The 24314-nt window shown below is 35.8% G+C and carries 21 protein-coding genes; 7 read left to right on the forward strand and 14 right to left on the reverse strand.

Annotated elements, in window-relative coordinates:
• Positions 1 to 91 precede the first annotated feature (91 nt).
• Positions 92 to 1180: a T9SS type A sorting domain-containing protein gene (locus PEDSA_RS13860; RefSeq protein WP_148233540.1), complete on the forward strand. Its 1089-nt coding sequence runs from the start codon at positions 92 to 94 to the stop codon at positions 1178 to 1180.
• A gap of 500 nt (positions 1181 to 1680) precedes the next feature.
• On the opposite strand, the gene rnc is transcribed toward PEDSA_RS13860, so the two are convergent.
• From rnc to PEDSA_RS13875, 3 genes are read right to left on the reverse strand one after another with little or no spacing between them, the layout of a single operon-like run.
• Complete coding sequence (gene rnc, locus PEDSA_RS13865; RefSeq protein WP_013633781.1) at positions 1681 to 2409, reverse strand: ribonuclease III; 729 nt, start codon at positions 2407 to 2409, stop codon at positions 1681 to 1683.
• Positions 2410 to 2464: 55 nt separating this feature from the next.
• Positions 2465 to 3718, reverse strand: coding sequence for a beta-ketoacyl-ACP synthase II (gene fabF / locus PEDSA_RS13870; protein WP_013633782.1), 1254 nt, complete (start codon positions 3716 to 3718; stop codon positions 2465 to 2467).
• A 19-nt stretch (positions 3719 to 3737) separates the two neighbouring features.
• Positions 3738 to 3974 (reverse strand): acyl carrier protein, encoded by a 237-nt coding sequence (locus PEDSA_RS13875; RefSeq protein ID WP_013633783.1) that lies wholly within the window; start codon positions 3972 to 3974, stop codon positions 3738 to 3740.
• 144 nt (positions 3975 to 4118) lie between these two features.
• Here PEDSA_RS13875 and PEDSA_RS13880 point away from each other — a divergent pair, with 144 nt between their 5' ends.
• The 3 genes from PEDSA_RS13880 (at position 4119) to PEDSA_RS13890 (ending at position 7853) form a co-directional block, all read left to right on the forward strand.
• Positions 4119 to 4535: an IPExxxVDY family protein gene (locus PEDSA_RS13880; RefSeq protein ID WP_013633784.1), complete on the forward strand. Its 417-nt coding sequence runs from the start codon at positions 4119 to 4121 to the stop codon at positions 4533 to 4535.
• A gap of 166 nt (positions 4536 to 4701) precedes the next feature.
• Positions 4702 to 6132 carry a pyruvate kinase gene (gene pyk / locus PEDSA_RS13885; protein ID WP_013633785.1) on the forward strand — a complete coding sequence of 477 codons (1431 nt, stop codon included), beginning with the start codon at positions 4702 to 4704 and terminating at the stop codon, positions 6130 to 6132.
• Between the two features lie 98 nt (positions 6133 to 6230).
• On the forward strand, positions 6231 to 7853 hold the full coding sequence (locus PEDSA_RS13890) for a PAS domain S-box protein (RefSeq protein ID WP_013633786.1): 1623 nt from the start codon (positions 6231 to 6233) through the stop codon (positions 7851 to 7853).
• On the opposite strand, the gene dapF is transcribed toward PEDSA_RS13890, so the two are convergent.
• Positions 7850 to 8650, reverse strand: a complete 801-nt coding sequence (dapF, locus tag PEDSA_RS13895) for a diaminopimelate epimerase (RefSeq protein ID WP_041537088.1) — start codon at positions 8648 to 8650, stop codon at positions 7850 to 7852. The two genes, PEDSA_RS13890 and dapF, sit on opposite strands and share 4 nt — an antisense overlap.
• 195 nt (positions 8651 to 8845) lie before the next feature.
• Here dapF and PEDSA_RS13900 point away from each other — a divergent pair, with 195 nt between their 5' ends.
• Complete coding sequence (locus PEDSA_RS13900; protein ID WP_013633788.1) at positions 8846 to 10387, forward strand: Do family serine endopeptidase; 1542 nt, start codon at positions 8846 to 8848, stop codon at positions 10385 to 10387.
• 959 nt (positions 10388 to 11346) lie between these two features.
• On the opposite strand, the gene PEDSA_RS13905 is transcribed toward PEDSA_RS13900, so the two are convergent.
• The gene (locus tag PEDSA_RS13905) at positions 11347 to 12333 is read right to left on the reverse strand and encodes a pyruvate dehydrogenase complex E1 component subunit beta (protein ID WP_013633789.1); all 987 of its coding nucleotides are present in this window, start codon (positions 12331 to 12333) and stop codon (positions 11347 to 11349) included.
• 178 nt (positions 12334 to 12511) lie between these two features.
• Between PEDSA_RS13905 and PEDSA_RS13910 the strand changes: the two genes are divergently transcribed.
• Positions 12512 to 12895, forward strand: a complete 384-nt coding sequence (locus PEDSA_RS13910) for a BlaI/MecI/CopY family transcriptional regulator (protein ID WP_013633790.1) — start codon at positions 12512 to 12514, stop codon at positions 12893 to 12895.
• Positions 12896 to 12960: 65 nt separating this feature from the next.
• Positions 12961 to 14250, forward strand: a complete 1290-nt coding sequence (locus tag PEDSA_RS13915) for a M56 family metallopeptidase (RefSeq protein WP_169311990.1) — start codon at positions 12961 to 12963, stop codon at positions 14248 to 14250.
• A gap of 80 nt (positions 14251 to 14330) precedes the next feature.
• Here PEDSA_RS13915 and PEDSA_RS13920 read toward each other — a convergent pair whose 3' ends face one another.
• From PEDSA_RS13920 to PEDSA_RS13965, 9 genes are all read right to left on the reverse strand, one after another.
• On the reverse strand, positions 14331 to 16031 hold the full coding sequence (locus tag PEDSA_RS13920) for a S41 family peptidase (protein ID WP_013633792.1): 1701 nt from the start codon (positions 16029 to 16031) through the stop codon (positions 14331 to 14333).
• A 28-nt stretch (positions 16032 to 16059) separates the two neighbouring features.
• A complete protein-coding gene (locus PEDSA_RS13925; protein WP_013633793.1) occupies positions 16060 to 16842 on the reverse strand; it encodes a TerC family protein in 783 nt (260 codons plus the stop codon).
• A gap of 68 nt (positions 16843 to 16910) precedes the next feature.
• Complete coding sequence (locus PEDSA_RS13930; RefSeq protein ID WP_013633794.1) at positions 16911 to 17471, reverse strand: DNA-3-methyladenine glycosylase I; 561 nt, start codon at positions 17469 to 17471, stop codon at positions 16911 to 16913.
• A gap of 94 nt (positions 17472 to 17565) precedes the next feature.
• Complete coding sequence (locus PEDSA_RS13935) at positions 17566 to 19587, reverse strand: WG repeat-containing protein (protein WP_041537089.1); 2022 nt, start codon at positions 19585 to 19587, stop codon at positions 17566 to 17568.
• Positions 19588 to 19734: 147 nt separating this feature from the next.
• Positions 19735 to 20304, reverse strand: coding sequence for an outer membrane beta-barrel protein (locus PEDSA_RS19665; protein WP_013633796.1), 570 nt, complete (start codon positions 20302 to 20304; stop codon positions 19735 to 19737).
• Positions 20305 to 20558: 254 nt separating this feature from the next.
• Entirely contained in the window at positions 20559 to 20909 is a 351-nt protein-coding gene (locus tag PEDSA_RS13945; protein WP_169311991.1) for a hypothetical protein, read from the reverse strand.
• A gap of 437 nt (positions 20910 to 21346) precedes the next feature.
• A complete protein-coding gene (locus PEDSA_RS13955; RefSeq protein WP_013633798.1) occupies positions 21347 to 22672 on the reverse strand; it encodes a sensor histidine kinase in 1326 nt (441 codons plus the stop codon).
• Position 22673: 1 nt separating this feature from the next.
• Positions 22674 to 23561, reverse strand: a complete 888-nt coding sequence (locus tag PEDSA_RS13960) for a hypothetical protein (protein ID WP_013633799.1) — start codon at positions 23559 to 23561, stop codon at positions 22674 to 22676.
• Positions 23562 to 23647: 86 nt separating this feature from the next.
• Positions 23648 to 24274, reverse strand: coding sequence for a response regulator transcription factor (locus PEDSA_RS13965; protein ID WP_041537093.1), 627 nt, complete (start codon positions 24272 to 24274; stop codon positions 23648 to 23650).
• Positions 24275 to 24314 lie beyond the last annotated feature (40 nt).

The raw sequence follows: 24314 nt of genomic DNA on the forward strand, positions 1-24314 counted from the left end.
AACTCCTGCTATAGGACAATCACTGGGTGATTTCTTTAGCTTGTTATATCTGGGCAGATTAAACACGGCCACTTTAAGTGATTTCGCATTTGTGCCAACGCCCAGCGCTTTAGATATTCAAACTTATAATGTACCAAGCTTATCATCAACTTATGTTAACGGCTGGAACCCAACTAACCCTTCAAGAGCAGAAACTTTTATCGCACAGGATGCTTCTGTCAGCATATATAACGAAAGTCATACACGTTTTACTGCCCGCAATGCCGAATGGTTATTTAAAGAAATGGAGAACGTGGCTGGCAATACTTTAAATTGTTCAAGCACTTGTTTTCCAAACACAAATAATGCATTAATCACTGGCCCCACTCAGCTCTGTAGCACAGCCACCTATCAAATTCCCAACCTACCAACAGGATCAACTGTTACGTGGACGGCTTCAGGGTTGGAGATAGTTTCTTCGAATAATAAACAGATAACTGTTAAGCCCGAAGGAAACGGTTTGGCAGTTATAACAGCTTCCATTGCTACTAAATGTGGAAATATTGAAGTAAGTACGGACCCTATCTTCGTTGGACAGCCCAATACTGCTGGAATTACGGAAGTTTACAATGACGGAATGGGTTCCGGTAGCTGGACCTTATGCAGCAATGCCCCCGGTTATGACAACTACTATAATACTTTCTCCTATGAGATTTACGCAATTGATTCAGAACAGGTACCTCCTTTCACTCTACATTACCTGTTACGGAACGACGATGGTAGTATATATTACCAAAATCAGCTTTCCGCATCGTCAACTAGCGGAATGGCGTTTTTGCCCAATAACATTCCTATAGGATTTTATAATCTTGAAGTGTGGCTAAGTGGAGGACCATGTAACCAAGCCGGAGAAAGAAACGAAAGCTGGATAGAAGTAAAAAACTGTGGCTATTCTCCTCAATTTGCAATTTACCCAAATCCAACTAACAGCAGCCTAAATATAGAATTAGATAGTAGAAAAGAGATGGATAAAGAAATCTCACTCTATAATGATAAGGGGACAAAAGTGAGAACAAACACAATGAGAAAAGGGGAAACAAAAACCGCATTAGATACCAGAGATCTTCCTAACGGCACCTATTTTCTACACATTAAAGAAGGAAAAGAAACTATCAAACGGCAGATTATTATACAACACTAATCTCGATATTATGGAGCGGAGCATCAAATTCAGATAGCTTCGCTCTTTTAGCTAAAAACGAGATGACATCCTATGTTAAATTGCTGCATCACTCGGGAGGTTCGGAAGATTAAATTCATAAGTTATAAGCTATAACCATTGTTAATCACTCCTTCCCATCCCCTCTAAATCATAGATTATACCCATTAAAAAGATTTCACAGAAAAAATGTACCGTACGCAAATCCGTGGAATCAGACAATCCCTCTATAATCCGTGATTCAGACTATCAAATTTACACACAGCCCCTTCCTCAACAATACACAATACTTATCCACCACTTTACATTTCAACAAGCTAAATGTGACTCCATACTTTTAAATATGAAATCTACTTGAATGAAATAAAATCTATTTGTAACAACTCAAGTAAGCTTACTATGAGCCTTATAAAAAGGGATACAGTCTTGGTAAAACATGAGAAACATTCCAATAACTAGTCTTGATACCTGATACTAAAAAACTAAACTCCCAACATCTCACAGGTCTTTTCAGCAGCCAATTTCTCAGCATTCTTCTTGTTGTAATCAACGCCGGTAGCCATGAGCTCCCCGTCGATAACAACCTGAATAGTGAAAAGCTTATCACTATCTCCTTCCTGGTTTGGAATTAAGTTGAATTGGATTTCTTTGGATAAACGCTGACACCACTCTATCAGTCGGCTTTTAAAATTAGTTTCGGTAACTTCTAAAGTATGAATATCAACATGGGGGTTTAATATTCTGTTGATTAAGAAATCCTTTGTAAAGTTATAGCCTTTATCCAGATACACTGCTCCTACTAAAGCTTCGAAAGCATCTCCCAGTAAAGAACTTTGTTTGGATGAAATATTAACGGTGGACGGGTCAAACTCAATTAGCTTATTAAAGCCAAGTTTTTTCCCTAACTGGTTGAGGTTTGCTCTGCTTACTATTTTAGAGCGCATTTCGGTCAAAAAACCTTCATCCTTATAAGGATACATTTTAAACAGAACTTCGGCGACTACGGCTCCTAAAACAGCATCTCCCAGAAACTCTAATCGTTCGTTACTGTTTTTTACACCTTTCTTTATACCCAATGCAATAGATTTGTGCCTAAAAGCCATTCTATATAAAGAAAGGTTTCCAGGCACAAATCCTATTAAATTTCTTAAGGCCTTAACGTAATTACGATCAGGTGAAAGATATAGTTTGTAAATCTTAGAAATAGCCATGCAATAAGACGTTTTACAAAATACTATAAGACGCTATACTCCGCAACGGCTACTCTTAATCCTCATACTTTTTGAAAATTACAGATGCGTTATGGCCGCCAAAACCAAATGTATTGCTTAGCGCTGCATTAACTTCCCTTTTTTGGGCTTCATTGAATGTAAAATTCAATTTAGGATCCAATTCAGGGTCATCGGTAAAGTGATTAATTGTAGGAGGAACGATTCCATTTCTAATCGCAAGGATAGAAGCAATAGACTCTACAGCTCCCGCAGCCCCCAATAAGTGGCCTGTCATAGATTTTGTAGAACTAATGTTCAGATTATATGCTGCTTCTCCGAATAATGATAATATAGCTTTAGTTTCGCCAATATCACCCAGCGGAGTAGAGGTTCCGTGAACGTTGATATAATCGATATCGTTTATAGTTAAGCCAGCGTCTTCTAAAGCAGACTGCATCACCAATTTAGCACCTAAACCTTCGGGATGCGGAGCTGTAATATGATTTGCGTCTGCACTCATACCACCGCCTACGATCTCTGCATAGATTTTAGCACCTCTGGCCTTCGCATGCTCTAAGCTTTCTAAAATGATAGTTCCTGCACCTTCTCCCGCAACAAATCCATCTCTGTCTTTGTCAAACGGTCTTGAAGCCGTAGCCGGATCATCATTTCTTGTAGAAAGTGCATGCATCGCATTAAATCCGCCTATACCGGCTTCATTAATAATCGCTTCCGAACCACCTGATACGATAATATCTGCTTTACCTAAACGTATGTAGTTAAAAGCATCAATTAAAGCATTGGTAGACGAAGCACATGCAGAAACACATGCAAAATTTGGCCCACGTAATCCATATTTCATTGATATATGCCCCGCGGCAATATCAATAATCATCTTTGGGATGAAGAATGGATTGTACCTTGGGGTACCATCTCCTTGCGCAAAGTTTGTAACTTCATCAAGAAAAGTTTTTAAACCACCAATACCTGCACCCCAGATTACTCCGATACGGTTGGTATTTAGTTTCTCAAAATCTAATCCTGCATCTTTAACCGCCTCGTCTGTACTAACTAAAGCGTATTGCACAAACGGATCTAATTTACGGGCTTCCTTTTTGTCTAGAAAATTCTCAGCCACAAAGTTCTTGACCTCGCAAGCGAACTTTGTCTTAAACTTTTCTGTATCAAAACGAGTAATAGGAGCAGCACCGCTTACTCCATTGATTAAACCGTTCCAGTATTCTTCGACAGTATTACCAATTGGGGTAAGCGCACCTAGTCCTGTTACTACAACTCTTTTAAGCTCCATCTATTCGGTTAAGAGTTAATTACTTTACGTTTTTTTCTAAATAAGAGATAGCTTGACCTACAGTGCTGATAGTTTCAGCCTGATCGTCTGGAATAGCCACGTTGAATTCTTTCTCAAATTCCATGATCAACTCAACAGTGTCTAATGAGTCAGCACCAAGATCGTTGGTGAAAGATGCCTCTGGTGTAACCTCATTTTCGTCAACACCCAATTTTTCAACGATGATTGCTTTTACTCTTGAAGCGATATCAGACATAATACTTTAATTTTTATGGTTAATTAATTCTGTGCAAAGAAAAATAAATTCTATTAAATATCAAACCTTTTTGTTTTTCCCTAACTTTGAAATCAACACAAAGTAGCCTAAAAAGTTTAGTGTACGAATTTAATCTTTATTATTTTGAATAAGAAATTTTTAAAGCTGGAACTTGATTTTGATTTCATTTTACTCTCAATAACCTCACAATTAAGGGATTACAGGTTGTGCCATTATATCAATAAAGCTTTGGATTTTAACTTTGAAAAGGTTGATGACCATGAAATTACTTTTGTTGGTCAATCACCAAAATTTTACTCTAAATATCTTTATTATATAGAAGAAGTCACCCCTTTTTACTATTTAATCTCCAACAAAGGCTCTGATGGATATCTGATTCCGGAGTTAAAAGGCTCTGATTACTTCGTAATTATCAAGGATTTTATAGATGATGAAGACCTTCAATATTTTATACAAACCGCAAGAAACATTCCGGATATACAGGCTATAGTTGAACTTGACCCTACAAAGTTAAAATCGAAAGAAAATCTGATTTTTTAACTTTTTAAACTTGGCTTCGTGTAAAAAATACACTATTTTTGGACTGCAATTTTGGATAGCTATAAATTGACAAGAACCAGAGGTTATTCAGAAAGAATATTTATTTTTATCGATTGAAAGAAATAAAGCATTTGTTTCGGCCTCTATTTAAAATACGAAAATTCGAATGAAAATCCCTCAAAAAAGAACAAAAATCGTAGCTACTTTAGGTCCTGCTACATCTAATAAAGACGTTTTATTATCATTGATTAAGAGTGGTGTAGACGTTTGCCGCTTGAATTTTTCTCATGGTAAACAAGAAGATCACCAAAAAGTAATTGATATCATCCGCGAGATTAACAACAAATACAAAACAAATGTTGGTATTCTTGCCGATCTTCAAGGTCCAAAAATTAGAATTGGACAAGTGAAAGAAGGTGGAATAAACCTGATTAATGGCACTCAAATAAAAATCACCACCAATGAGTGCATTGGAGATGACAGCCAAATCTATATTACTTACCCCGCATTTCCGCAGGATGTAAAGGCTGGGGAAGTGATTTTATTAGATGACGGAAAACTTCAGATGCGTGTGATTGAGACCAACAGAAAAGACACCGTAATTTGCGAGGTTGTACACGGCGGTATTCTTACCAGCAGAAAAGGTGTTAATCTTCCGAACACAAAAGTTTCTATTCCTTCTCTAACTGAAGAAGATTTAGTAAATCTTGATTTTGCTTTAGCTAACGACGTAGAATGGATTGGCCTTTCTTTCGTAAGAAAATCTGAAGACATTATCGATTTAAAAAGAATCATCAGCCGCAGCGGAAAAACTTCAAGAGTAATTGCTAAAATCGAAAAGCCAGAAGCCATCGATAACATAGATTCAATTATTGCCGTTACTGATGGGGTAATGGTTGCTCGTGGTGACCTGGGAGTTGAGTGTCCAATGCAGGAGGTTCCTGTACTGCAAAAAATGATTATTCAAAAATGTAGTAAGGCTTCAAAACCAGTAATTGTTGCAACTCAAATGCTTGAGAGTATGATCACAACTCCTCGACCAACCAGAGCTGAGGTGAATGACGTTGCTAACTCTGTTTTAGATGGAGCTGATGCGGTGATGCTAAGCGGTGAAACTTCCGTAGGAGAGTTCCCTCAGATTGTTATCGAAACAATGAGCAACATTATTACTCATGTAGAGAATACCTCTTATCCTTATTACAAAACAAAAGAATTGGATGAGAACTGTCCTACATACATGGCTGATGCCGTTTGTAGTTCTGCAGTTTTCTTAGCAGACAAAACTAAAGCGGCTGGAATTATTGCCATGACATCTTCTGGTTATACGGCATTTCAAATCTCGAGTCAAAGACCTAAAGCCAATACTTATATATTTACTTCTAACAGGAACTTATTAAATACACTAAGTTTATTATGGGGTGTTAGAGGTTTTTATTATGATAAATTTGACAGTACAGATAAGACCATTAGTGAGGTTAATAATATCCTGAAAGCTGAAAAATTAGTTGAATCAGGAGACGTAGTAATCAACACGGCATCTATTCCAATCCAGAAGAAAGGAAAAACCAATATGATTAAGGTAAATATTATCGACTAACTTGCTGGTTTATAATTATTTTCAAATAAAAAAACCATCTTTCAACAAGATGGTTTTTTTATTTATATTGGCTGTGTTACACCTATTAACTTTTTTGGATGCATAATATGAGAGACAATGTTCCGACAAGAATTGCCTTATATTACTTTTTCATTAGTTTTATATGGATTCTTCTGAGTGCTTTTTCCCTCAAATACTTTTTCAAAGGTATTCCCGAGAATACAATCTTATATATTGAAATTGCAAAAGGAGTAGCTTTCATTGCCGCAACCTATTTTTTACTTTATAAGCTAATAATCAACTATACAAACCGCCTGAAAAAATCAGAAGAAAAATACAACGACATGTTCGAATATAATCCTAATCCGATGTGGATATATGATTTGAAATCGTATATGTTTCTGGATGTAAATATTGCAGCTATCAGAAAGTACGGGTATAACCGGGATGAATTTCTAAACATGACTATTTATGATATTCGACCGGAAGAGGAGGCTAATAGATTGAGAGAGTACACTGCAAACAAGATCCATATTGGAAACACTTTGCCTCAACTGTGGAAACACAAATTGAAAAACGGAAACATAATTATCGCAAATATTATTTCGCATGATATTGTTTTTAATAAAAAGCCTGCAAAACTGGTTCTTTCCCTGGATGTAACAGAGAAGGAACCTTACGAAAGGGAACTGGAAAAACAACAGCAGGTATTAAAACAAATCAATACAGACTTAAACAAGAATCTGGTTCAACTAAAAATAAATGAGAACAAACTGAAGTACACACAAAAAGCTGCTAAAATAGCGGGATGGTCTTATAATTTGGAGCGCAACACATTCAATTTTGATTATGAGTTTTACGAGCTTTCTAAAATAGATGACTTAAGAGGAAGCTCTTTGGATTTGAATGAGTTCTTGAAATTTATACATCCAGAAGACGAATCTTCATTCTTAAATTTCTTAAACAAGGTAAAAACAGAGAGAATCACTCAGGAATGCATTTTAAGAATCAAATCAGCAGCTGAATGGAACTTTATTAAATTCGAAGCATCTCTTCACCTTGATCTTTCAGAATGCAGCAAATCTATTAAAGGCTTTATACAGGATATTGATGAGCTTACCAAGATCAATATTGAAAATAAAAGGTTAGCGGAAATAATTAACAAAATAAAAAACCTCATTGTCATAACAAACAAGGATTCTGTTATCGAATGGGCTAATGCAGCATTTTACGAAACTACCGAATACTCACGAAAAGAAACGATTGGCAAAGTTCCCTGGGATTTAATTAAAGTTCCAGACAGTAGCTTAGAAATGGTAAAAGTAATAAAGGATGCGGTTAACAACAGGCAGGAATTCTGTATAGAGATTGAGAATATTTCTAAAAATGGCAGATGTTATTGGTTACAGATTGATGGCAGCCCAATATATGACGAGAATGGCTGTTATGCCGGATACATATCCATAGAACATGAAATTACGGAACGCAGGTTAAAAGAAGCCAAGATAAGGGAGCAGAACAAGCTATTGGACAAAACAGCATGGATAAGTTCTCATCAGATGCGAAAACCTTTGGCTTCCATTCTCGGGATTATCGAATTGATGAAATATGCAAAAAGTGAATCAGAAATTAAAGAATATATTCAACTACTGGAAGTTTGCGGTAACGAATTGGATCAATATATAAAAGATTCCGTTACCTTAATTGAATCAAACGTTTAGTATCCAAAGTCTGCCAGATCAAGCTCTCCCTCAAATACCTTTTTTGCCGGGCCCTCTAAAAAGATATCTTCATATTTCTCTCCATCGTATTTGAATCGAATATTTAGATTCCCCCCTAACACTTTTACTGGCGTAGATATTTCTCCTGTTCTATTTTGATATTTAGCCATCGCTAAAGCCACGGCCGTAACACCGGTACCACAGGCGTAGGTTTCGTCCTCAACTCCTCTCTCGTATGTCCTTACAAATAAATGATCCCCTTCATCTTCCACAAAATTCACGTTGATGCCCTGTGCCTTATAAGTATCATTATATCTGACTTTCCTGCCCTCTTCATACATATCTACATTTTGCAAATCATCTACAAGCCTTACATAATGAGGTGACCCTGTATTTAAAACATAATCTTCTCCATCTTTTTTTATCACATCAACGTTTATCATTTGCAAGCTAACCCAGTCACCGGAATCAGAAACTTTGGCATAATGCGGACCATCCACTGCCAAAAAGTCCGTTTCCGAATCTATAACTTTCAGGTATTTTGCAAAGGCAACAATGCACCGTCCTCCATTGCCACACATACTACTCGGCTGACCATCAGAATTATAGTAAACCATTTCAAAATCATATCCGTCTTTTTGCTGAAGAAACATCATTCCATCGCCTCCGACACCAAATCTCCTATTACATATTCCTTCTATTAAAGCAGGATTACGATGATCCACTTCATTTTCTCTGTTGTCAACGATGATAAAATCGTTTCCGGCTCCCTGGTATTTATAGAACTTTAATTTCATATATTGTAATGCAAAATTCGGTAATATAGTTGTCGCCTGCAAATCGACAAGTAATTTAATTACTTAATTTTGAATTTAATAATTAACATTTTTTAACTATGTTATTCATAACATATACTTGCTAATCACGTCTTAATGGTATTATTTTTGAAATTAAGAGATTAGTATTTTATAGAAGTTTTAAAAAGTAATCAAATGAAGAATATGAAGACAATTGGCCTAACCTTGCTCACCGCCTTTATTGGTGGCGCGGTGGCAATAGGCGCTTACAAATTATTTGAAGATAAATCGATCGGGAATTTAAGCTTGGATGAGAGACAGAAGGTTTATTTTGCAAACAACCCTTCAAAAATTGTCTCTTCAGCAGGTGCCTTAGATTTCACAGCCGCAGCTGCAGCTGTTTCTCCGGGCGTTGTTCATGTTAGAACTACATACAATAGAAACAATGCTTCCTCTGGTCGGGGAGGTGGCGATCCTTTTGGCGATATGTTCGAGGATTTCTTTGGAAGAAGGGTGAGACCTCAATCAAACACTCCTTCTATGGGTAAAGGCTCTGGTGTTATTGTTACGGATGACGGATATATTATGACTAACAATCACGTTGTTGATAATGCTGATAAAATTGAAGTTATCCTTACAGACAAAAGAGTACTTTCCGCTAAAGTAATCGGTAAAGATAAAATGACGGATCTTGCTTTGATAAAGGTCGAGGCAAACAATCTTCCCGTTGTTAAATTGGGGAACTCGGACGACGTTAAGGTTGGAGAATGGGTATTGGCTGTAGGTTATCCTCTAACATTGGAATCTACGGTTACTGCTGGTATTGTGAGTGCAAAATCCCGCCAGATAGGCATCCTTGCTCAAGACAACATAGATCCTAATAATTACGATCCGGAAAACCCGCCAGCTTCGTCATCAATAGAATCATTTATACAAACTGATGCTGTTATTAACAGAGGTAATAGTGGAGGAGCATTGGTAAACGCTAACGGAGAATTGATCGGTATCAATTCTGCTATCGCTTCGCAATCTGGCGTATATGAGGGCTACGGGTTCGCGATCCCTGTTAATCTGGCAAAAAAAGTAATGGACGATTTTATCAAATTTGGCGAAGTTAAACGTGGTTATATAGGCGTTACTTTCCAGGAACTAAATTCTGATGTTGCTAAGCAGTTAAACTTGAAAGAGATTAACGGCCTCTATGTAAATTCGACTGTTGATGGTGGTGCCGCAGCGGCTGCAGGAATTAAAAAAGGTGATATCATCAAGAAATTAAATGGTGAAGATGCTTTAACATCTGCTGAATTACAGGAAAGAATTGGCAGAATGAGACCGGGCGACAAAGTTAACCTTACTGTTTTAAGAGATGGTAGTTTGAAAAACTTCACTTTAACATTAAAAGGTGCTTCTGAAACAAAAGGTGCTTCATCCAGCTCTTCAGCTGAAGCTTCTGATATATTGAACAGTCTGGGAGCAACATTTACACCGGTTAAAGATGCCACCAAAAAACGTTTAGGTATTTCATCCGGCGTGGAAGTGACCTCTGTTGCGGCTGGTAAATTATTTGACATGTATGAGGTTCCTAGAGGAACAGTAATTACCAGTATAAATGGTAGAAGTGTAAATAACATGGATCAAGTAAATGCCGCCTTATCTTCTACAAAAGGCAATATGCTTTCTTTCCAAGGCATTGGCCCGGATGGAGGACAGTTTAGATTTACTTTCCCTATCAAATAAAAGCTAGGTAAAACGTTTAGATAAAAAAGGTGCGAAAAATCGCACCTTTTTTGTTTGGTAAAAGCAAATAAAACGTAATACATATGTTACAATAAACAATAAGAATAAAACATCAAAAACCTTATCTTTGTATCGGTTTATAATTGGTTAGTTTAGGCTCCATTCTCCCCGTTTGGAGCTTAAACATTTTTAAGAACTTGGTTAAACTAAAAAATCCTATTCTTTTTCATTAGAGTTAGACAGACACTGCTTTTATTGATGCTTATAATTTGAGTTCTTTGTATAGAATCCCTACAAGATTAAAGCAATTATATCAAGGCCAAAAACAAAATGCACAAAGTGCCAAATATATCCCTTCGGGATTAAAAACTAAAACATTGTCACATAATTAGATATGGTTATTTAATATAAAAACAATTAATAGACTCTGTTTTGGTACATGACAAAAACGCTATTAACAACAAAACCGTGTCATTGAGAGGAAGAATAGCCTGTCCCAAACTCGATTCGGAAACGATGCAATCTACGTCTTTTTCCCATAGAGATTGCTTCGCAGGCTCGTTCTGAAAGGAACTCCTTTGGAGCAATGACGCTCCTATGAATGTCATTACGAGCCCCTGCGAAGCAATCTAATTTCATCAAGTATCCCAGATCTCTGGCTCTTTAAGACTTGAAAATCTATTTGTTTAACCAAAGGCAATGATGAATAATTTTTTATCATGTACTATGAGACTCTATATAAAAACAAATAAGTTAGATTATTGAGATAGGTCTTCTGGCAAGTGCTTGGGTGGAACTAAGGTAGGAGTACACTGGGAGTATAGTGCTGATAGTGGGAGCAAGAAGGGCAATAAGATTTTTTCCCAAACTCAATATATTCGGCTCCCAGAAAAAGAAGGCATATAATGAAAAGGTTTGAGACATCCCCAAACCTTTCCTTTTATATAAAATAATAGTGTTTATTTATTAACGTACATTACTTCTTTTACAGCCTTAATTATTCGCTCTGCATTAGGTAAGCTTGCTGCTATTAAAGTTGGTGCATAAGGAAGAGGAACGTCTGCACAAGTAACCCTAAGTACCGGCGCATCTAAATAATCGAATGCGTTCTTTTGTACATGGAAAGCAATCTCTGAAGAGATAGATGCTAACGGCCATGCTTCTTCTACAACTACCAATCTGTTTGTTTTCTTAACCGATTCTAAGATTGTAGGAAAATCTATCGGTCTAACAGTTCTTAAGTCTATAAGCTCTACACTAATTCCTTCTTTTTCCAATTCATCTACCGCTGGCTGTACAGCTCTGGACATCATTTTTCCAAAGGAAACTACTGTTACATCAGAACCTTCTTTTACAACTTTCGCTTTACCAATTTCTATATAATACTCTTCTTCCGGAACTTCTCCTTTATCTCCATACATCAATTCAGACTCCATGAAAATAACCGGATCCGGATCGATAATTGAAGATTTTAAAAGGCCTTTCGCATCATAAGGATTTGAAGGAACTACAACTTTTAGTCCTGGACAGTTAGCATACCAGTTTTCGAAATTCTGAGAGTGCTGAGCGCCTAATTGACCTGCATTACCTGTTGGCCCACGAAAAACAGCTGGAACAGAAAATTGACCTCCAGACATAGACAACATTTTCGCTGCGCCATTGATAATCTGATCTATAGCAACTAAAGAAAAGTTGAATGTCATAAATTCAACAATTGGACGCAAGCCATTCATTGCTGCACCTACAGCAATACCAGTGAAGCCTAGCTCTGCGATTGGCGTATCAATAATTCTTTTGGGACCAAATTCGTCAAGCATTCCTTGACTCACTTTATAAGCACCATTATATTCAGCAACTTCTTCACCCATTAAGAAGATCTTGTCGTCTTTACGCATCTCTTCGTTCATTGCTTCACGAAGTGCTTCTCTGAATTGTATTACTCTCATTTCTATGTCTTAAACTTATTTTAAGGGAACTGCGCAAATATAAATAATGTTGTTCTAAATACAATCGATATTAGAGTATTTATACAACAATGAGACATTTCAAAACAAAACTATTTATTTAGTTGTATAACTAAATAAATAGTTTTACATTTATATAAATCAATTAAAACCAAAAGTCATGAAAAATGATATAAAAGAGCTCACCAAAGCTGAAGAGCAGATCATGCAAATTCTTTGGAAGATCGGCAAAGCTTTTGTCAAGGACGTCATAGAATTGCTTCCCGAGCCAAAACCAGCCTATAATACTGTATCTACAATTATTAGAATATTGGAAACCAAAGGTTTTGTTAGTTATCATGCCTTTGGTAAAAGCCATCAATATTATGCGGTAGTCAAAAAAGAAGAATATAAGTCTTTTGCCGCAGAAAAACTACTTAAAGGTTATTTTGGAAACTCTGTAGAGAACATGTTTTCCTTCTTTTTAAAGAAAGAAAAAATAGATCTAACCGAAGCTGACGAGATTTCAAAAATGATAGAAGAATTTAAGGAGGATAAATCATGACATTCTTAGGCTATCTATTTCAGGTAAATATTTACCTAATTATTTTCGGGCTGTTTTACATGTTAATGCTAAGAAGAGAAACCTTCCACCAACTGAACAGGTTTTATGTCTTATTTTCTTCAATATTATCTTTAATAATTCCTGTTTTGAAAATTAAGGGGCTAAATGCTTCTTCAAATACGGCAGACATAGTACGAGCTTGGTCAAAAATATATGTGGCAGCTAATCAATCGTCAATGCATGAGATAACAACTAATGAAAGTTTTAGCTTAGGAAATTATATAGTCCTATTTTACTTCTCAATAAGCTTATTGCTCTTCGGCAGACTTATTTATCATATAATCTTAGCAATACGCCTAAAAACTAATTCCATAAAGAAAATTCAGGCATTTTCTTTTTTCAATCAAATATATGTAGACAAAGATTTAGCACATTTTGATACGATATACAAACATGAACAAACCCATGCTAAGCAATACCACTCCGCCGACATCATATTTATAGAGCTTATTTGCGTCTTAAATTGGTTTAATCCTATGGCATATTTTTATAAAAAGGAAATTAAACATCTTCACGAATTTATTGCCGATGCCTCCATTATTGCAAGTGGCATATCTGAAAAAAAATACTCAAAAATACTCTTTGGACAAAGCTTTGATCTAAACACCAATAAACTAACCAATACATTTTTTAACCAATCATTATTAAAAAGGAGGATTATTATGTTAAATAAAAAGGAATCTAAACGCCTGGCTCTTTTCAAATATGGGCTTTGCACACCCATTTTTCTTATTGCATTTAGCTTGTCTTCTTTCTCTATAGCAGAAAGTGCACCTGCATCGAACTTTATCACCAAAACAAATAGTATAGTGATCAAAGAATTTTTTAAGCCAATAATCAATTCGGGGCAAATTAAACAACAAATTTCAAGGCCCATAACGGAAAAACCATCAACTATGTCTGATGAGGCTAAGAATAAAGAACAGTTTTTTTCACCCCTATATACTTTCCTATCAAGGAACTTAATATTTCCGGCTGATGCAAAAGAAAGAGGTGTGGTGAGCAAGGTTTTGTTACGATTTGAAGTTGGAGAGAGTGGAGTTATTTCAAACTATTCTGTCTTAAAAAGCACCTCTATCAAATCTTTTGAAAACGAAGTTATAAGAGTTATGAAAAAAAACAAAGTGTCCCTAGACGTTGAAAAGGGGAGTTACAATCTTATTTTTAATTTTATACTGAGAAGCGATTCAGGAGATATTACAGAATCGCAAGTAATTAACAGCACTGAAGGTGAAACAATAAGCGAAGTCGTTATTATAGCTTTCGTTAATAACATTACTCCGTCTAACTTTTAATATGGGCCTTATAGATGAGTAAAAACATAAAGGTCATCCAAGTATTTAGTGTTTTAAAAAGCAAATTAAAGAGAAACTCTTTAATTTGCTTTTGCAGTAATCTGTCCTGGCTTTCCTATGGTTTTATACTCACCTTTCCCTTGTACAACAGACGAGTATAGATTTTTATCTCTTAATACTTCATAAGCCTTCTTCATCTCGTTATCATACTGAAAACCTTGCAGAATTCTTCCTTTTTCAAAATAGTAGCGTTGTACTATTTCAGCTTCTAAAACTCTTTTTATTTCCGGCTTATATGCGTTTAAGTCTTTGGATTTTATATTCTTCAATTTTTCCTGTAAGCCGCTTACTTCAGACTTCACATCATTTAAACGATTATCTTTTGAAGCTTCTTTAACGAAATCTTCTAAAAGCAGCTCGGAAGGTGTTTGATATTTAAAATCTTTGTTTTTTAAATAATCTATAAAAGCATTATAGTCCGCTTCCGACAAATTAAATTCTTTTGGAACAGCTACAGACTGATGTGACGACCTGTATTGGTTGGCATAATCAAAAAATAAATATTTCGACAGCAGTGTCTGCGTAACCTGATGATATTTATACGGGTCAACAAATAAATCAGGATAAATTCCGCTTCCATCGTAAACTAGTCTTCCACTTTTGGTTTTGTATTCTGTTATCAGTGAATCGGCCACCTTTTCTACAGAGCCATCTTCTAAACGGTGTGTATAATCTAATGACTGAATACATCTTCCCGAAGGGGTGTAATATTTAGCTACCGTCACTTTCACTAATGTATTATATGGCAAATTAAAGGTTTGCTGTACCAGACCCTTCCCAAAACTTCTCTGACCAATTATAACTGCCCTATCCAAATCCTGTAATGAGCCCGCCACAATCTCCGACGCCGATGCGGAACGCCCATTTATTAAAACAATTAATGGAATCTCTGCATCCAATGGATTTGCAAAGGTCTTATACGTAATTTTTTTATTTGGATCTCTTCCTATCTGAGACACCACTTCTACATCTTTTCCGACGAAAAAGTTAACAATCTTAACAGCCTCCTGTAAAATTCCTCCACCATTGTATCTCAAATCCAGAACTAAACCAGTGGGATTATTTTTTTTCAAAGCCAGAAAGGCTTCTTTAACTTCCTGCGCCGAATTTTCCAAAAACTTATCCAGTTTAATATATGCTACCTGATTGTCCAACATCCCGGAGTACGTAACATTAGGCTGTTTAATTTCTGCCCTTTTTATCTGTTTTTCCAGGATTTTCCCTTCCCTTGATAGCTTAACCGTAACCGGAGTGTCCTTTGCTCCCTTTAGAAGAAGACTTACTTCTTCGTTATTTTTACCTTTTAATTCCTGATTGTTTATAGAAATTAACTGATCGCCCGCTCTAATATCTCCAAGCTGGGCCGGATACCCCTCAAAAACATCTGCCACATACACTTTACCGTCTCGGTATAAAATTCCAGCACCAATACCTCCATATTGTGTACTGACATATTTCATTTTGTAATCTTCTATTTCAGATTCGGCAACAAATTCGGTATACGGGTCTAAATCATTTAACATAGCTCCAATCCCTGTCTTCATAAGCTTAGAAGGATCCACGTCATCCACATAGTTCATATTTAACTCTTTGTAGACTGAAACAAGAATATCGATGTTTTTTGATATCTGGAAAAGGTCTGTCTTAAATGAAAAGACTCCAAACACCATTACCAACAAACCGCCCCAAAGTATTGCCTTTTTCAGATTTAATGATTTCATAATGTAATGTTTCAAAAAATTATTTACGCTATAACTTCGTCTCTTTTGGATTTCTTAAATGTACAGGTTCCCTTTCGCCCTTTTTTGATTTCAGATTTAGAACCTCGACCAAAACCGAAAAGGCCATCGCAAAATAAATATATCCTTTTGGTATGTGCTGATCAAAACCTTCCGCCAAAAGTGACACTCCAATTAGAAGAAGAAATGACAACGCGAGCATTTTCACCGTAGGATGTTTATTTACAAAATCGGAAATAGCCGAAGCTGAAAACATCATTACTATAACTGCTATCACAACTGCAGCTACCATAACACCTAATTGATCAGCCATTCCCACAGCTGTTATCACCGAGTCTAAAGAAAAAACTATGTCCAATATTAATATTTGTACAATTGCCTGAGAAAAAGAATAGCTTTTTTTGACAGTCTGTTCATGTTCTTCTCCCTCAAGTTTTTCGTGTATTTCTGATGTACTTTTATATATCAAAAATAAACCTCCTATAATTAAAATCAGATCTCTTCCAGAGATAGCCAATTTCCCCATTAACGCAGCATTTTCTATGCCTATAATATCTGCAAGATTAAATAAAGGTGCTGTTAAGGACATTACCCATTTTAAAGAGAACAGTAGTAAAACTCTGGTAATAAGGGCCAGTGCCAGACCTAATGTCCTGGCTCTTTTTTGTTGATCGGCAGGAAGCTTGCCTGCCAAAATAGAGATAAAAACAATATTATCAATCCCTAAAACAATCTCTAATACTGTTAAAGTTAAAAGGGATATCCAGATTTCCGGATTTGCTAACCATTCCATAAGCTAATTTTAAAATCTAAAAATATTAAATAGTTCAATAAATTTCAGACCTAATTAGTTAAGGATTGTTATTTTTTGAAATCACAATTGGCTAAATGATCATTTACCATTCCTGTTGCCTGCATATGTGCATAGCAAATAGTCGTTCCAAAGAACTTAAACCCCCGCTTCTTCATATCTTTAGCTATAGCGTCAGAAATTTCTGTACGAGCGGGAACATCGGTGATATTTTTTCTATGATTAATAATTGGCTTTCCATTAGGCATAAAGGAATACAGGTATTTATCAAAAGAACCGAATTCTTTTTGCACCTGAAGGAATAGTTTGGCATTATTTACCGCAGCAATTACTTTTAACCGATTCCTTATGATTCCCGGGTCCTGTAAAATTCGCTCGATATCTTCTTCAGTAAATTTCGCTACTTTTTCAACATCAAAATCTGCAAACAAACGTCTATAATTTTCGCGTTTTCTTAATACAGTAATCCAGCTCAACCCGGCTTGCGCAGACTCCAAAATCAGGTACTCAAATAATACTTTATCATCATGAACTTCTTTTCCCCATTCTTTATCGTGGTATTCTGTGTATAAGGGGTCTGTTCCGCACCAGGGGCATCTGCTATTGTTCATATTTTTGGGTTGAATTGTCTATATCCAAAAATAGGGAATTTTATTGGAGTAAATTCTGCACTCTAATCAGATTAATCCTTTAATTACAGGATCTTCAAAAACCTGTTTTTAACGTTACAAACTTAAATTTATGTTCTTTATAAGGGAAACCCCAAACCTTAAGCCGTGGTCCCGATACATATCCGCTATACCATAAAATTTTGCTGTATTTAGGTTTTAGCAACACTGTACCATTCCAGCTTAAGACCCCCCATTTTCCGTTGACATGCTGAAACAGGAGTACTTCGTCGTACATAGTTTCTGTTAATTGCTTTGCTGGTATTGTTGCTTTAACTTTTCCGGTTTTATCTATAACCAACCATTCCCTCATAGTTGTTTGAACATAAGCTATTTCTTTAAAAAAAGGTTTGGCTATTTTATAAATAGTTGGAATAACTTCCGCTCCATTTTTATTGATGTAGCCCCATAAGTTTTCTCTCTGCACTAACAAAGGACCGCCAATCTTGCTAAAGCTGATATCTTCATAAACAAACGGCACTAAGGTTTTCCCCCGTTCATCTATCACTCCCTTTTTTCTATTTTGATCACGAACAATGGCTACTCCATCTTTATATAAAACATCCTGTATTATCCCCCGGTCATTAATAGTATGCTTTCTGCCTTCAATCGCCACAGTTGCTATTTTCCTGTCATATCCATTTTGCCGCTCTACTCGAAAATCGGAAACGCTGTCATATATTGTCGGAATAATCTCCTTTCCTCCATAATCCACAACGCCCCATTTATTATCCATTCTAACTCTGATTCTATCGATGTCTGTTATCTCCCCTATTTCCTGATATTTAAAAGGAATAGTTTCTTTACCGAAACCGTCTATAAGGCCACATTTATTATCTTTATTTGCTATAAAACAGAGTAATCCAGACAGCTCACTTACTTTTAATCCATCATATTCAACAGGGATTATTTGTTTTCCTTTATAATCAAACACACCTGTTTTACCTAAGAGTTGTACTTTTAAAAGACCATTACCTACCGGATAAAGCTTATTGTAAATAGCCGGTAAAACCTCTTTTCCTGCTAAATCTACCATTCCCCATTTATTCTCGCATTCCACAGGAAACACACCTTTTTTAGTCAAATTATTAAGATTTTTATCCTTGTACATTTCTGAGGGAATACCAGATCCAATGTTTGTATATCTGTCTTTTAGAATTTCGTTTCCCTCTAAATCTATTAAAACAGGAACCCGCTGATTGTATGCAATAAAAAAATTGCCCCCGTAATAATGTATCATCTCATATTTAAATGGGAGAATATTCTCATGTTTTAGATTTTTAACACCGTACAGTCCTTTTTTCTTTACCATAACATACGGTGCTTCCAGCGCTATCTCGTCATATTCTATAGGTATAACAATATCAAGAGATCCATTATCTCCCACATATTTTTTTGCAATGCCCCAGTTTTTCCCATCAGTTACATAATCTATTTTAACTTCGCCTTCACTGACTTCTGTATTCTTGCCATGATTATCTATCCTGCATTTTATCTGCCCATCACGATCTATCCACAGATACTGGCCATTAAGTTTTACTTTCAAACATTCTTTTCCTACGCTTTGAATATCATCGTATCTAAATGGAATTACTTCTTGTAAATCTTTATTTATCGCTCCGTATTTACCGTTGCGAACAACAACTGCCATTTCATATTTCAACGGCCTTATTTCTTCATACAACTGGTTGAGAAGAAATTGCTTTTCATCTGCCAAACCATACTTACCATTGTATTTATAAATAATTATTTTGTTCGTAAAAGGCCAAACAGGTGCTTCGCTCAGGTAAGATTCACCGGCAACAACAAACGTTTTGCTTTTTCTTTCCCGTTCTATTTTCTTTTCCTTTTCAGCTTCCTTTTTCCTCTCTTCCCAGGTACGCTCTTCCTTTTCTTTTCTGATACGATCTTCGTTTTCCCGTTTATATTTCTCATTAAGTTCTTCGCGTTCATACTTTCTCTGTGCTCCTGTTCTATTCCTGTATGAATCATAAGTTTCTATACCAGAAGGTGTGTAAGTTTTTGATTGTGTTTTCCCTTGTTCACACAAAAACAGCAACAGAAAAACAGGATATATATAACGTCATTCTTCATGATCTAAGCCTTTCACAGGTTATTATATTCTAATTGATGTTATTTAGAAAGAAAAAACCGTCCCGACATTAAGGTACCGAGACGGCAAATCATAGTACTCCCTATACTTCTCCTATTTTTTTATACTAAACAAATTAAAGCCTAACCTAAGCCCTAAAAAACTTTCCGAGCCATCTTTTGAAAAGGCTTCGTAACGTAAGCCTATATCAAGCCCGCCCAACTGTGCGCCTACACCCGGAGCATAAACAAATGCAGAATATGACGGACTCAGACCAACTCCTTCATCATCGGCATTTAAGATTCTGTTTGATACTGTACCCAATTCTAACATGCCATATAGTTTCTCGGTAAAGAAATATTTACCACCTAATTTAACGGGGACACTTAACATGGCGTTTATTTTATCATCATCACCTATAGAGCCATTAGCTATGTCAGAAACGTTTTTTGGCAAAAAACCTATTGCTCCGGCAGATAAGGTTGCACTAATTTTTTCGTTAATATTATACTGCCCGCGGACAGTACCTCCGAATGCTGAGGAGTATAGAGTTTTCAGACCAGAGCTAACCGGGAGCCCTCCTTCAAGACCAAGACTCAGCGAAAATTTCTTGTCTTGTGCATTTGCTGAATATATCGACATCAGCACTAATGAAAGTGTAGTAATCAATAATTTAGTTTTCATAATTTTAACGTTTATGGTTATTTAAGTTTATAAGTCGTAGGACTTTAGTCCTCAAATAAAGGGATATAAACGCTTTACCTCAATTACATTTTAGTGGTATTTATTATTTGGGATGAATACCTGATATGAAACACTCTTAATTATATTTATCTGTATAAATCAAATCAAACAGCACTCTTTTCAGCTTTTTGGAATGATTACCAATCAGGCTCGCATTTGTTGTTTTTTTTCGATCCGACTCATGACGACTAAGTTCAATAAATACTTGTTATTTGTTGCTCAAAATCTGTATATGCTCGTTGTATTAGCACATCTTGTTGTTGCTTCTTCAATGCCTGAAACTCTTCGAGATTCATGAACGTAACCGATTTGTAATACAAAATAAAGTAAACAATGGTTGTCATGACAGGTTGAAATGCGTAAAGCCACCATGAGCTTGTATGAGCAGTAAAAAGTAGTAAGGGAGCTATAAAATAACATATCAGAATCAGGTAGAATGTAAGATCCCGTAACCAATATAGCCCCAAAATCTTTTTAAACTCGGGGATCAGTTTCTTATTATATTGATTTACCATTCTGAGCGAAAACACGAGGTAAATACCCATCTGAGTTCCTGTAATAAAATTTATCACTAACATCCATCGAACGGCGCTTCTTTCATGCTATCATATATGTACTTTATTTCTTCTGAAGTTTTTATGTTTATAAATACAAGATATATTAGCCCAAATAACATAGGCAGGGTATGCAAAAACATCACCTTTATACTCACATTAATTTTTTCACCAACCATACTCAGGTATACATCCAGTAAAATGGTCCCAATAAAAAGAAGAGCATGTGTATTATTTCATTCACATAATGATATTTCCAGACTATACTTGTAAAAATTAGTATATCATCTACGTGGACACCTGCGAAAATTACGAGTATGGCGCTTAACAGTTTATGTCCTGTACTACTTCGTTTTTTAAAAAGGAGAATAAGCGCAAAAATCAACAGGTTTGCAGCGCTTAGAATCCCTAAAAAACCATAATTTCCATCAGCCCAAATTGATATTGTCCACACTTATGGATAAACCTGTCTTGCCTGATTTATAAGTAAAACCAGCTCCTATTTGTGATGCTCTTATAGCCATATTCTTTAAACCATTTCCGCCATTTCCTTCCTGAGAGCTCATTCCCTTTCCATTGTCTTCGATATTTAAGGTAAAGCTTCCATTAATTCTTTTTAATTCCAATACGACTTTATTGGCTTCCGAATGCTTCAATATATTATGTAGAGATTCTTTTATAATCATCATCAGATTCCGCTTTGCTTCGTAAGAAACCACAAAATCTTCCACATTATCCGGAAGGTCTATAAAATAATCGATCCCAGAATCGTACAAAAAATCCGATGCATACTCTCTGATATAACTGAGCATATTCGAAAACAAACTACTTTCGGGATTAAGGTCCCAAATAATCTCTTTCAGGTTTTCAGATAATCTTTTGGCATTTCCGGAAATTTCATCGAGCTTAAGATCTTCTTCATGGCTGTTCTTTTTTGCCAGCTCAGACAATAATGCAATTTTGGTTATTCCCGCACCGAGCTCATCATGCATATCCCGACTGATTCTTTGACGGACCTGTTCCCGTACCAATCTTTTCTCATATTCTGTACCCGGAAAATTGATAGATTTATAAAATAGAGTGAGATAAATTGTCATGGTTATCACTGGCATATAAATATATAATACCGAAATATCCGATTGTATAAAAAACAGCAAAGCCGGGACAATAACCAACGAAGATATAATCAGAACAGCTGTAAGAACAGCCAACCATTGAAGACTTAGCTGTGATTTATAATTTTTCGGCGCTAAACGTTTATTGTACCTGTTTAGAATATTAATACTCCAAAACCAATAAACAGTAGCCTGTACGGTAACTACAAACAATACTATTGTGGCGTCTAAGGGTTGTACTTTTTTTGCAGCCTGATAATAAGTTATAATTTCATCTGGTGTTTTAAACACGAAACTGACAATATACAGCATTGGGAAGACAAAAGGTAAAACATGAAGCCACACATGCTTTTTCCAATCAATACTTTCTCCGGCCATTAACGCTGTGTATCTTAAATAGACCGGCCCTTCCAGAAATAGCAAAAGGAAACACAGCTTATTCAACCAATAATATTTGTACACAAGATCAGTTAGCAGTAGAAGGTGCGAGGTATGTATGGCTACCAGGATGATCATAAAGAGCGCCAGTGTTATATTGGCCTTTCTGTTATCTTTCTTAAAAAATAGTATAAATGAGAATACGCTAAGGTGTATAATACAAACCCAGGCCAGATAATATGCCGAAACCTGTATATCCATATTAATGGTCGTTTAGTACATTTAAAAGCTGACGGAAAGACTTTTTTACATCGTAGATCTTCTGCTTTAATTCTGTATTCAGAGATATTTTCTTTCGTTCCTCCTTCTCGAAAATATTTAACAATTCCTCTAATTCTCCTTCAAAAGATCTGGATAGATTATCGGCAACGATTACCTGCTCTACTTTCTCCAATGCTTTTTCTTCTACCTGTGTTTCATGCGTCAAAATCTTAAAGGAAAAATACAGATATAATATACTCGTGGTTACAGGCATAGCGATAAAAAGCACATCTGTCTTACGATCGGCCATCACGATCATTAAAGGAGCAATTACAAAACAAAGGAGCAATAAACCCCGGGTTGCATTAAACAACCATTTTAGGCTGTGATCACGAGTTTTTTTAAAATGTCTACGCAAAAGTAAGAGACTCCAATAAACATATACTCCTTTTTGCAGAGCAGCCAGAGAAGTTAATATAGTATTTGAAAGTGGTTGCCGATGCAATGCTTCTGCATAAAACTTTTCCAGTGTATTCTTATTATTAAATAAAAAAGAAGAATAGTAAAACAGAAAAAACAAAAAGGGTATAAGATGCAAGTACAAATATTTTTGCCAGTTTATTTTTTCTCCGAGCATTTCCGCCACAAACTGTAAAAATGCCGGACCAAGCAGAAATATGGCAAGAAAGACAATTTCGTTAACCATCCACATAGCTGCAGCCTTATTATGAAGAACCAGAATATGATTTATATGAACATAAGAAAAAGAAAATAAGAAGAATGCAAAAAATCTAAATGCAGGATGCTTCTTTGCTTTAAAAAGCACCAAAACTGCTAAAACAAACAGATGCAGAAAGGACATCCACGAGACTATTTGATATAAAGACATTTTGGTTTAGGTTTAATACGACTTAAATCAATACATAAATATATAGTATTTTTTAATTCAAACCGTTTCTTTTTTAACAAACCATTTTATCTCTTCATTAAGTTAATAGCCTCTATTGCTGAATTTACCTGAAGCTTCTTGTAAACATTATTAATATGCTTTCTTACAGTTTCGACACTTATAAAAAGCTTATCGCCTATTTCTTTGTAGCGATATCCTCTCGAAAGAAATTCCAATATTTCAAACTCCCTATTTGTCAAATCCTTACAGGAGTCGTTTTTTATAACTTTATGTTCCTGAAAGGAGGCAACTACTTTTCTTGCAATTTGACTGCTCATGGGAGATCCACCCAAATGAAGTTCGGATATAGCCTGAATAATTTTTTCAGAACTCGTTGTTTTACTTATATAGCCTGTAGCACCGGCTTTTAGAGCCGAGAAAATATGATTTGAATCTTCGAGAGATGAGCATACCATAAACTGGGTTTTAGGCACAAGGCTTTTAAGCTGTTCTATCAGGCTGATGCCTGATTTTCCGGGCAAGTGGATGTCAACCAAAACAACATCCACCTCTAGTAAAAGTATATTATTTAATGCTTCTTCCGCGTTTTTATAGGCACTTACACATGAATACCCCTCATAACCGTTTATCAGGTTTACCAACATTTCTCTCGTGTCGGTCTCATCTTCAACAATTGCAATTCTAATATTCATTGTTACAATTATAACTATTGAAATCTGGTACAAAAACTAC

Source organism: Pseudopedobacter saltans DSM 12145 (genome assembly GCF_000190735.1).
Taxonomy (GTDB): Bacteria; Bacteroidota; Bacteroidia; order Sphingobacteriales; family Sphingobacteriaceae; genus Pseudopedobacter; species Pseudopedobacter saltans.

What these genes read in the sequence shown, in the direction of transcription:
- rnc (WP_013633781.1), bottom strand. Translation starts at nt 2,409, where the DNA reads ATGGCTATTTCTAAGATTTACAAACTATATCTTTCACCTGATCGTAAT.
- fabF (WP_013633782.1), bottom strand. Translation starts at nt 3,718, where the DNA reads ATGGAGCTTAAAAGAGTTGTAGTAACAGGACTAGGTGCGCTTACCCCA.
- PEDSA_RS13875 (WP_013633783.1), bottom strand. Translation starts at nt 3,974, where the DNA reads ATGTCTGATATCGCTTCAAGAGTAAAAGCAATCATCGTTGAAAAATTG.
- pyk (WP_013633785.1), top strand. Translation starts at nt 4,702, where the DNA reads ATGAAAATCCCTCAAAAAAGAACAAAAATCGTAGCTACTTTAGGTCCT.
- PEDSA_RS13890 (WP_013633786.1), top strand. Translation starts at nt 6,231, where the DNA reads ATGCATAATATGAGAGACAATGTTCCGACAAGAATTGCCTTATATTAC.
- dapF (WP_041537088.1), bottom strand. Translation starts at nt 8,650, where the DNA reads ATGAAATTAAAGTTCTATAAATACCAGGGAGCCGGAAACGATTTTATC.
- PEDSA_RS13900 (WP_013633788.1), top strand. Translation starts at nt 8,846, where the DNA reads ATGAAGAATATGAAGACAATTGGCCTAACCTTGCTCACCGCCTTTATT.
- PEDSA_RS13905 (WP_013633789.1), bottom strand. Translation starts at nt 12,333, where the DNA reads ATGAGAGTAATACAATTCAGAGAAGCACTTCGTGAAGCAATGAACGAA.
- PEDSA_RS13910 (WP_013633790.1), top strand. Translation starts at nt 12,512, where the DNA reads ATGAAAAATGATATAAAAGAGCTCACCAAAGCTGAAGAGCAGATCATG.
- PEDSA_RS13915 (WP_169311990.1), top strand. Translation starts at nt 12,961, where the DNA reads ATGCTAAGAAGAGAAACCTTCCACCAACTGAACAGGTTTTATGTCTTA.
- PEDSA_RS13920 (WP_013633792.1), bottom strand. Translation starts at nt 16,031, where the DNA reads ATGAAATCATTAAATCTGAAAAAGGCAATACTTTGGGGCGGTTTGTTG.
- PEDSA_RS13925 (WP_013633793.1), bottom strand. Translation starts at nt 16,842, where the DNA reads ATGGAATGGTTAGCAAATCCGGAAATCTGGATATCCCTTTTAACTTTA.
- PEDSA_RS13930 (WP_013633794.1), bottom strand. Translation starts at nt 17,471, where the DNA reads ATGAACAATAGCAGATGCCCCTGGTGCGGAACAGACCCCTTATACACA.
- PEDSA_RS19665 (WP_013633796.1), bottom strand. Translation starts at nt 20,304, where the DNA reads ATGAAAACTAAATTATTGATTACTACACTTTCATTAGTGCTGATGTCG.
- PEDSA_RS13945 (WP_169311991.1), bottom strand. Translation starts at nt 20,909, where the DNA reads ATGGGTATTTACCTCGTGTTTTCGCTCAGAATGGTAAATCAATATAAT.
- PEDSA_RS13955 (WP_013633798.1), bottom strand. Translation starts at nt 22,672, where the DNA reads ATGGATATACAGGTTTCGGCATATTATCTGGCCTGGGTTTGTATTATA.
- PEDSA_RS13960 (WP_013633799.1), bottom strand. Translation starts at nt 23,561, where the DNA reads ATGTCTTTATATCAAATAGTCTCGTGGATGTCCTTTCTGCATCTGTTT.
- PEDSA_RS13965 (WP_041537093.1), bottom strand. Translation starts at nt 24,274, where the DNA reads ATGAATATTAGAATTGCAATTGTTGAAGATGAGACCGACACGAGAGAA.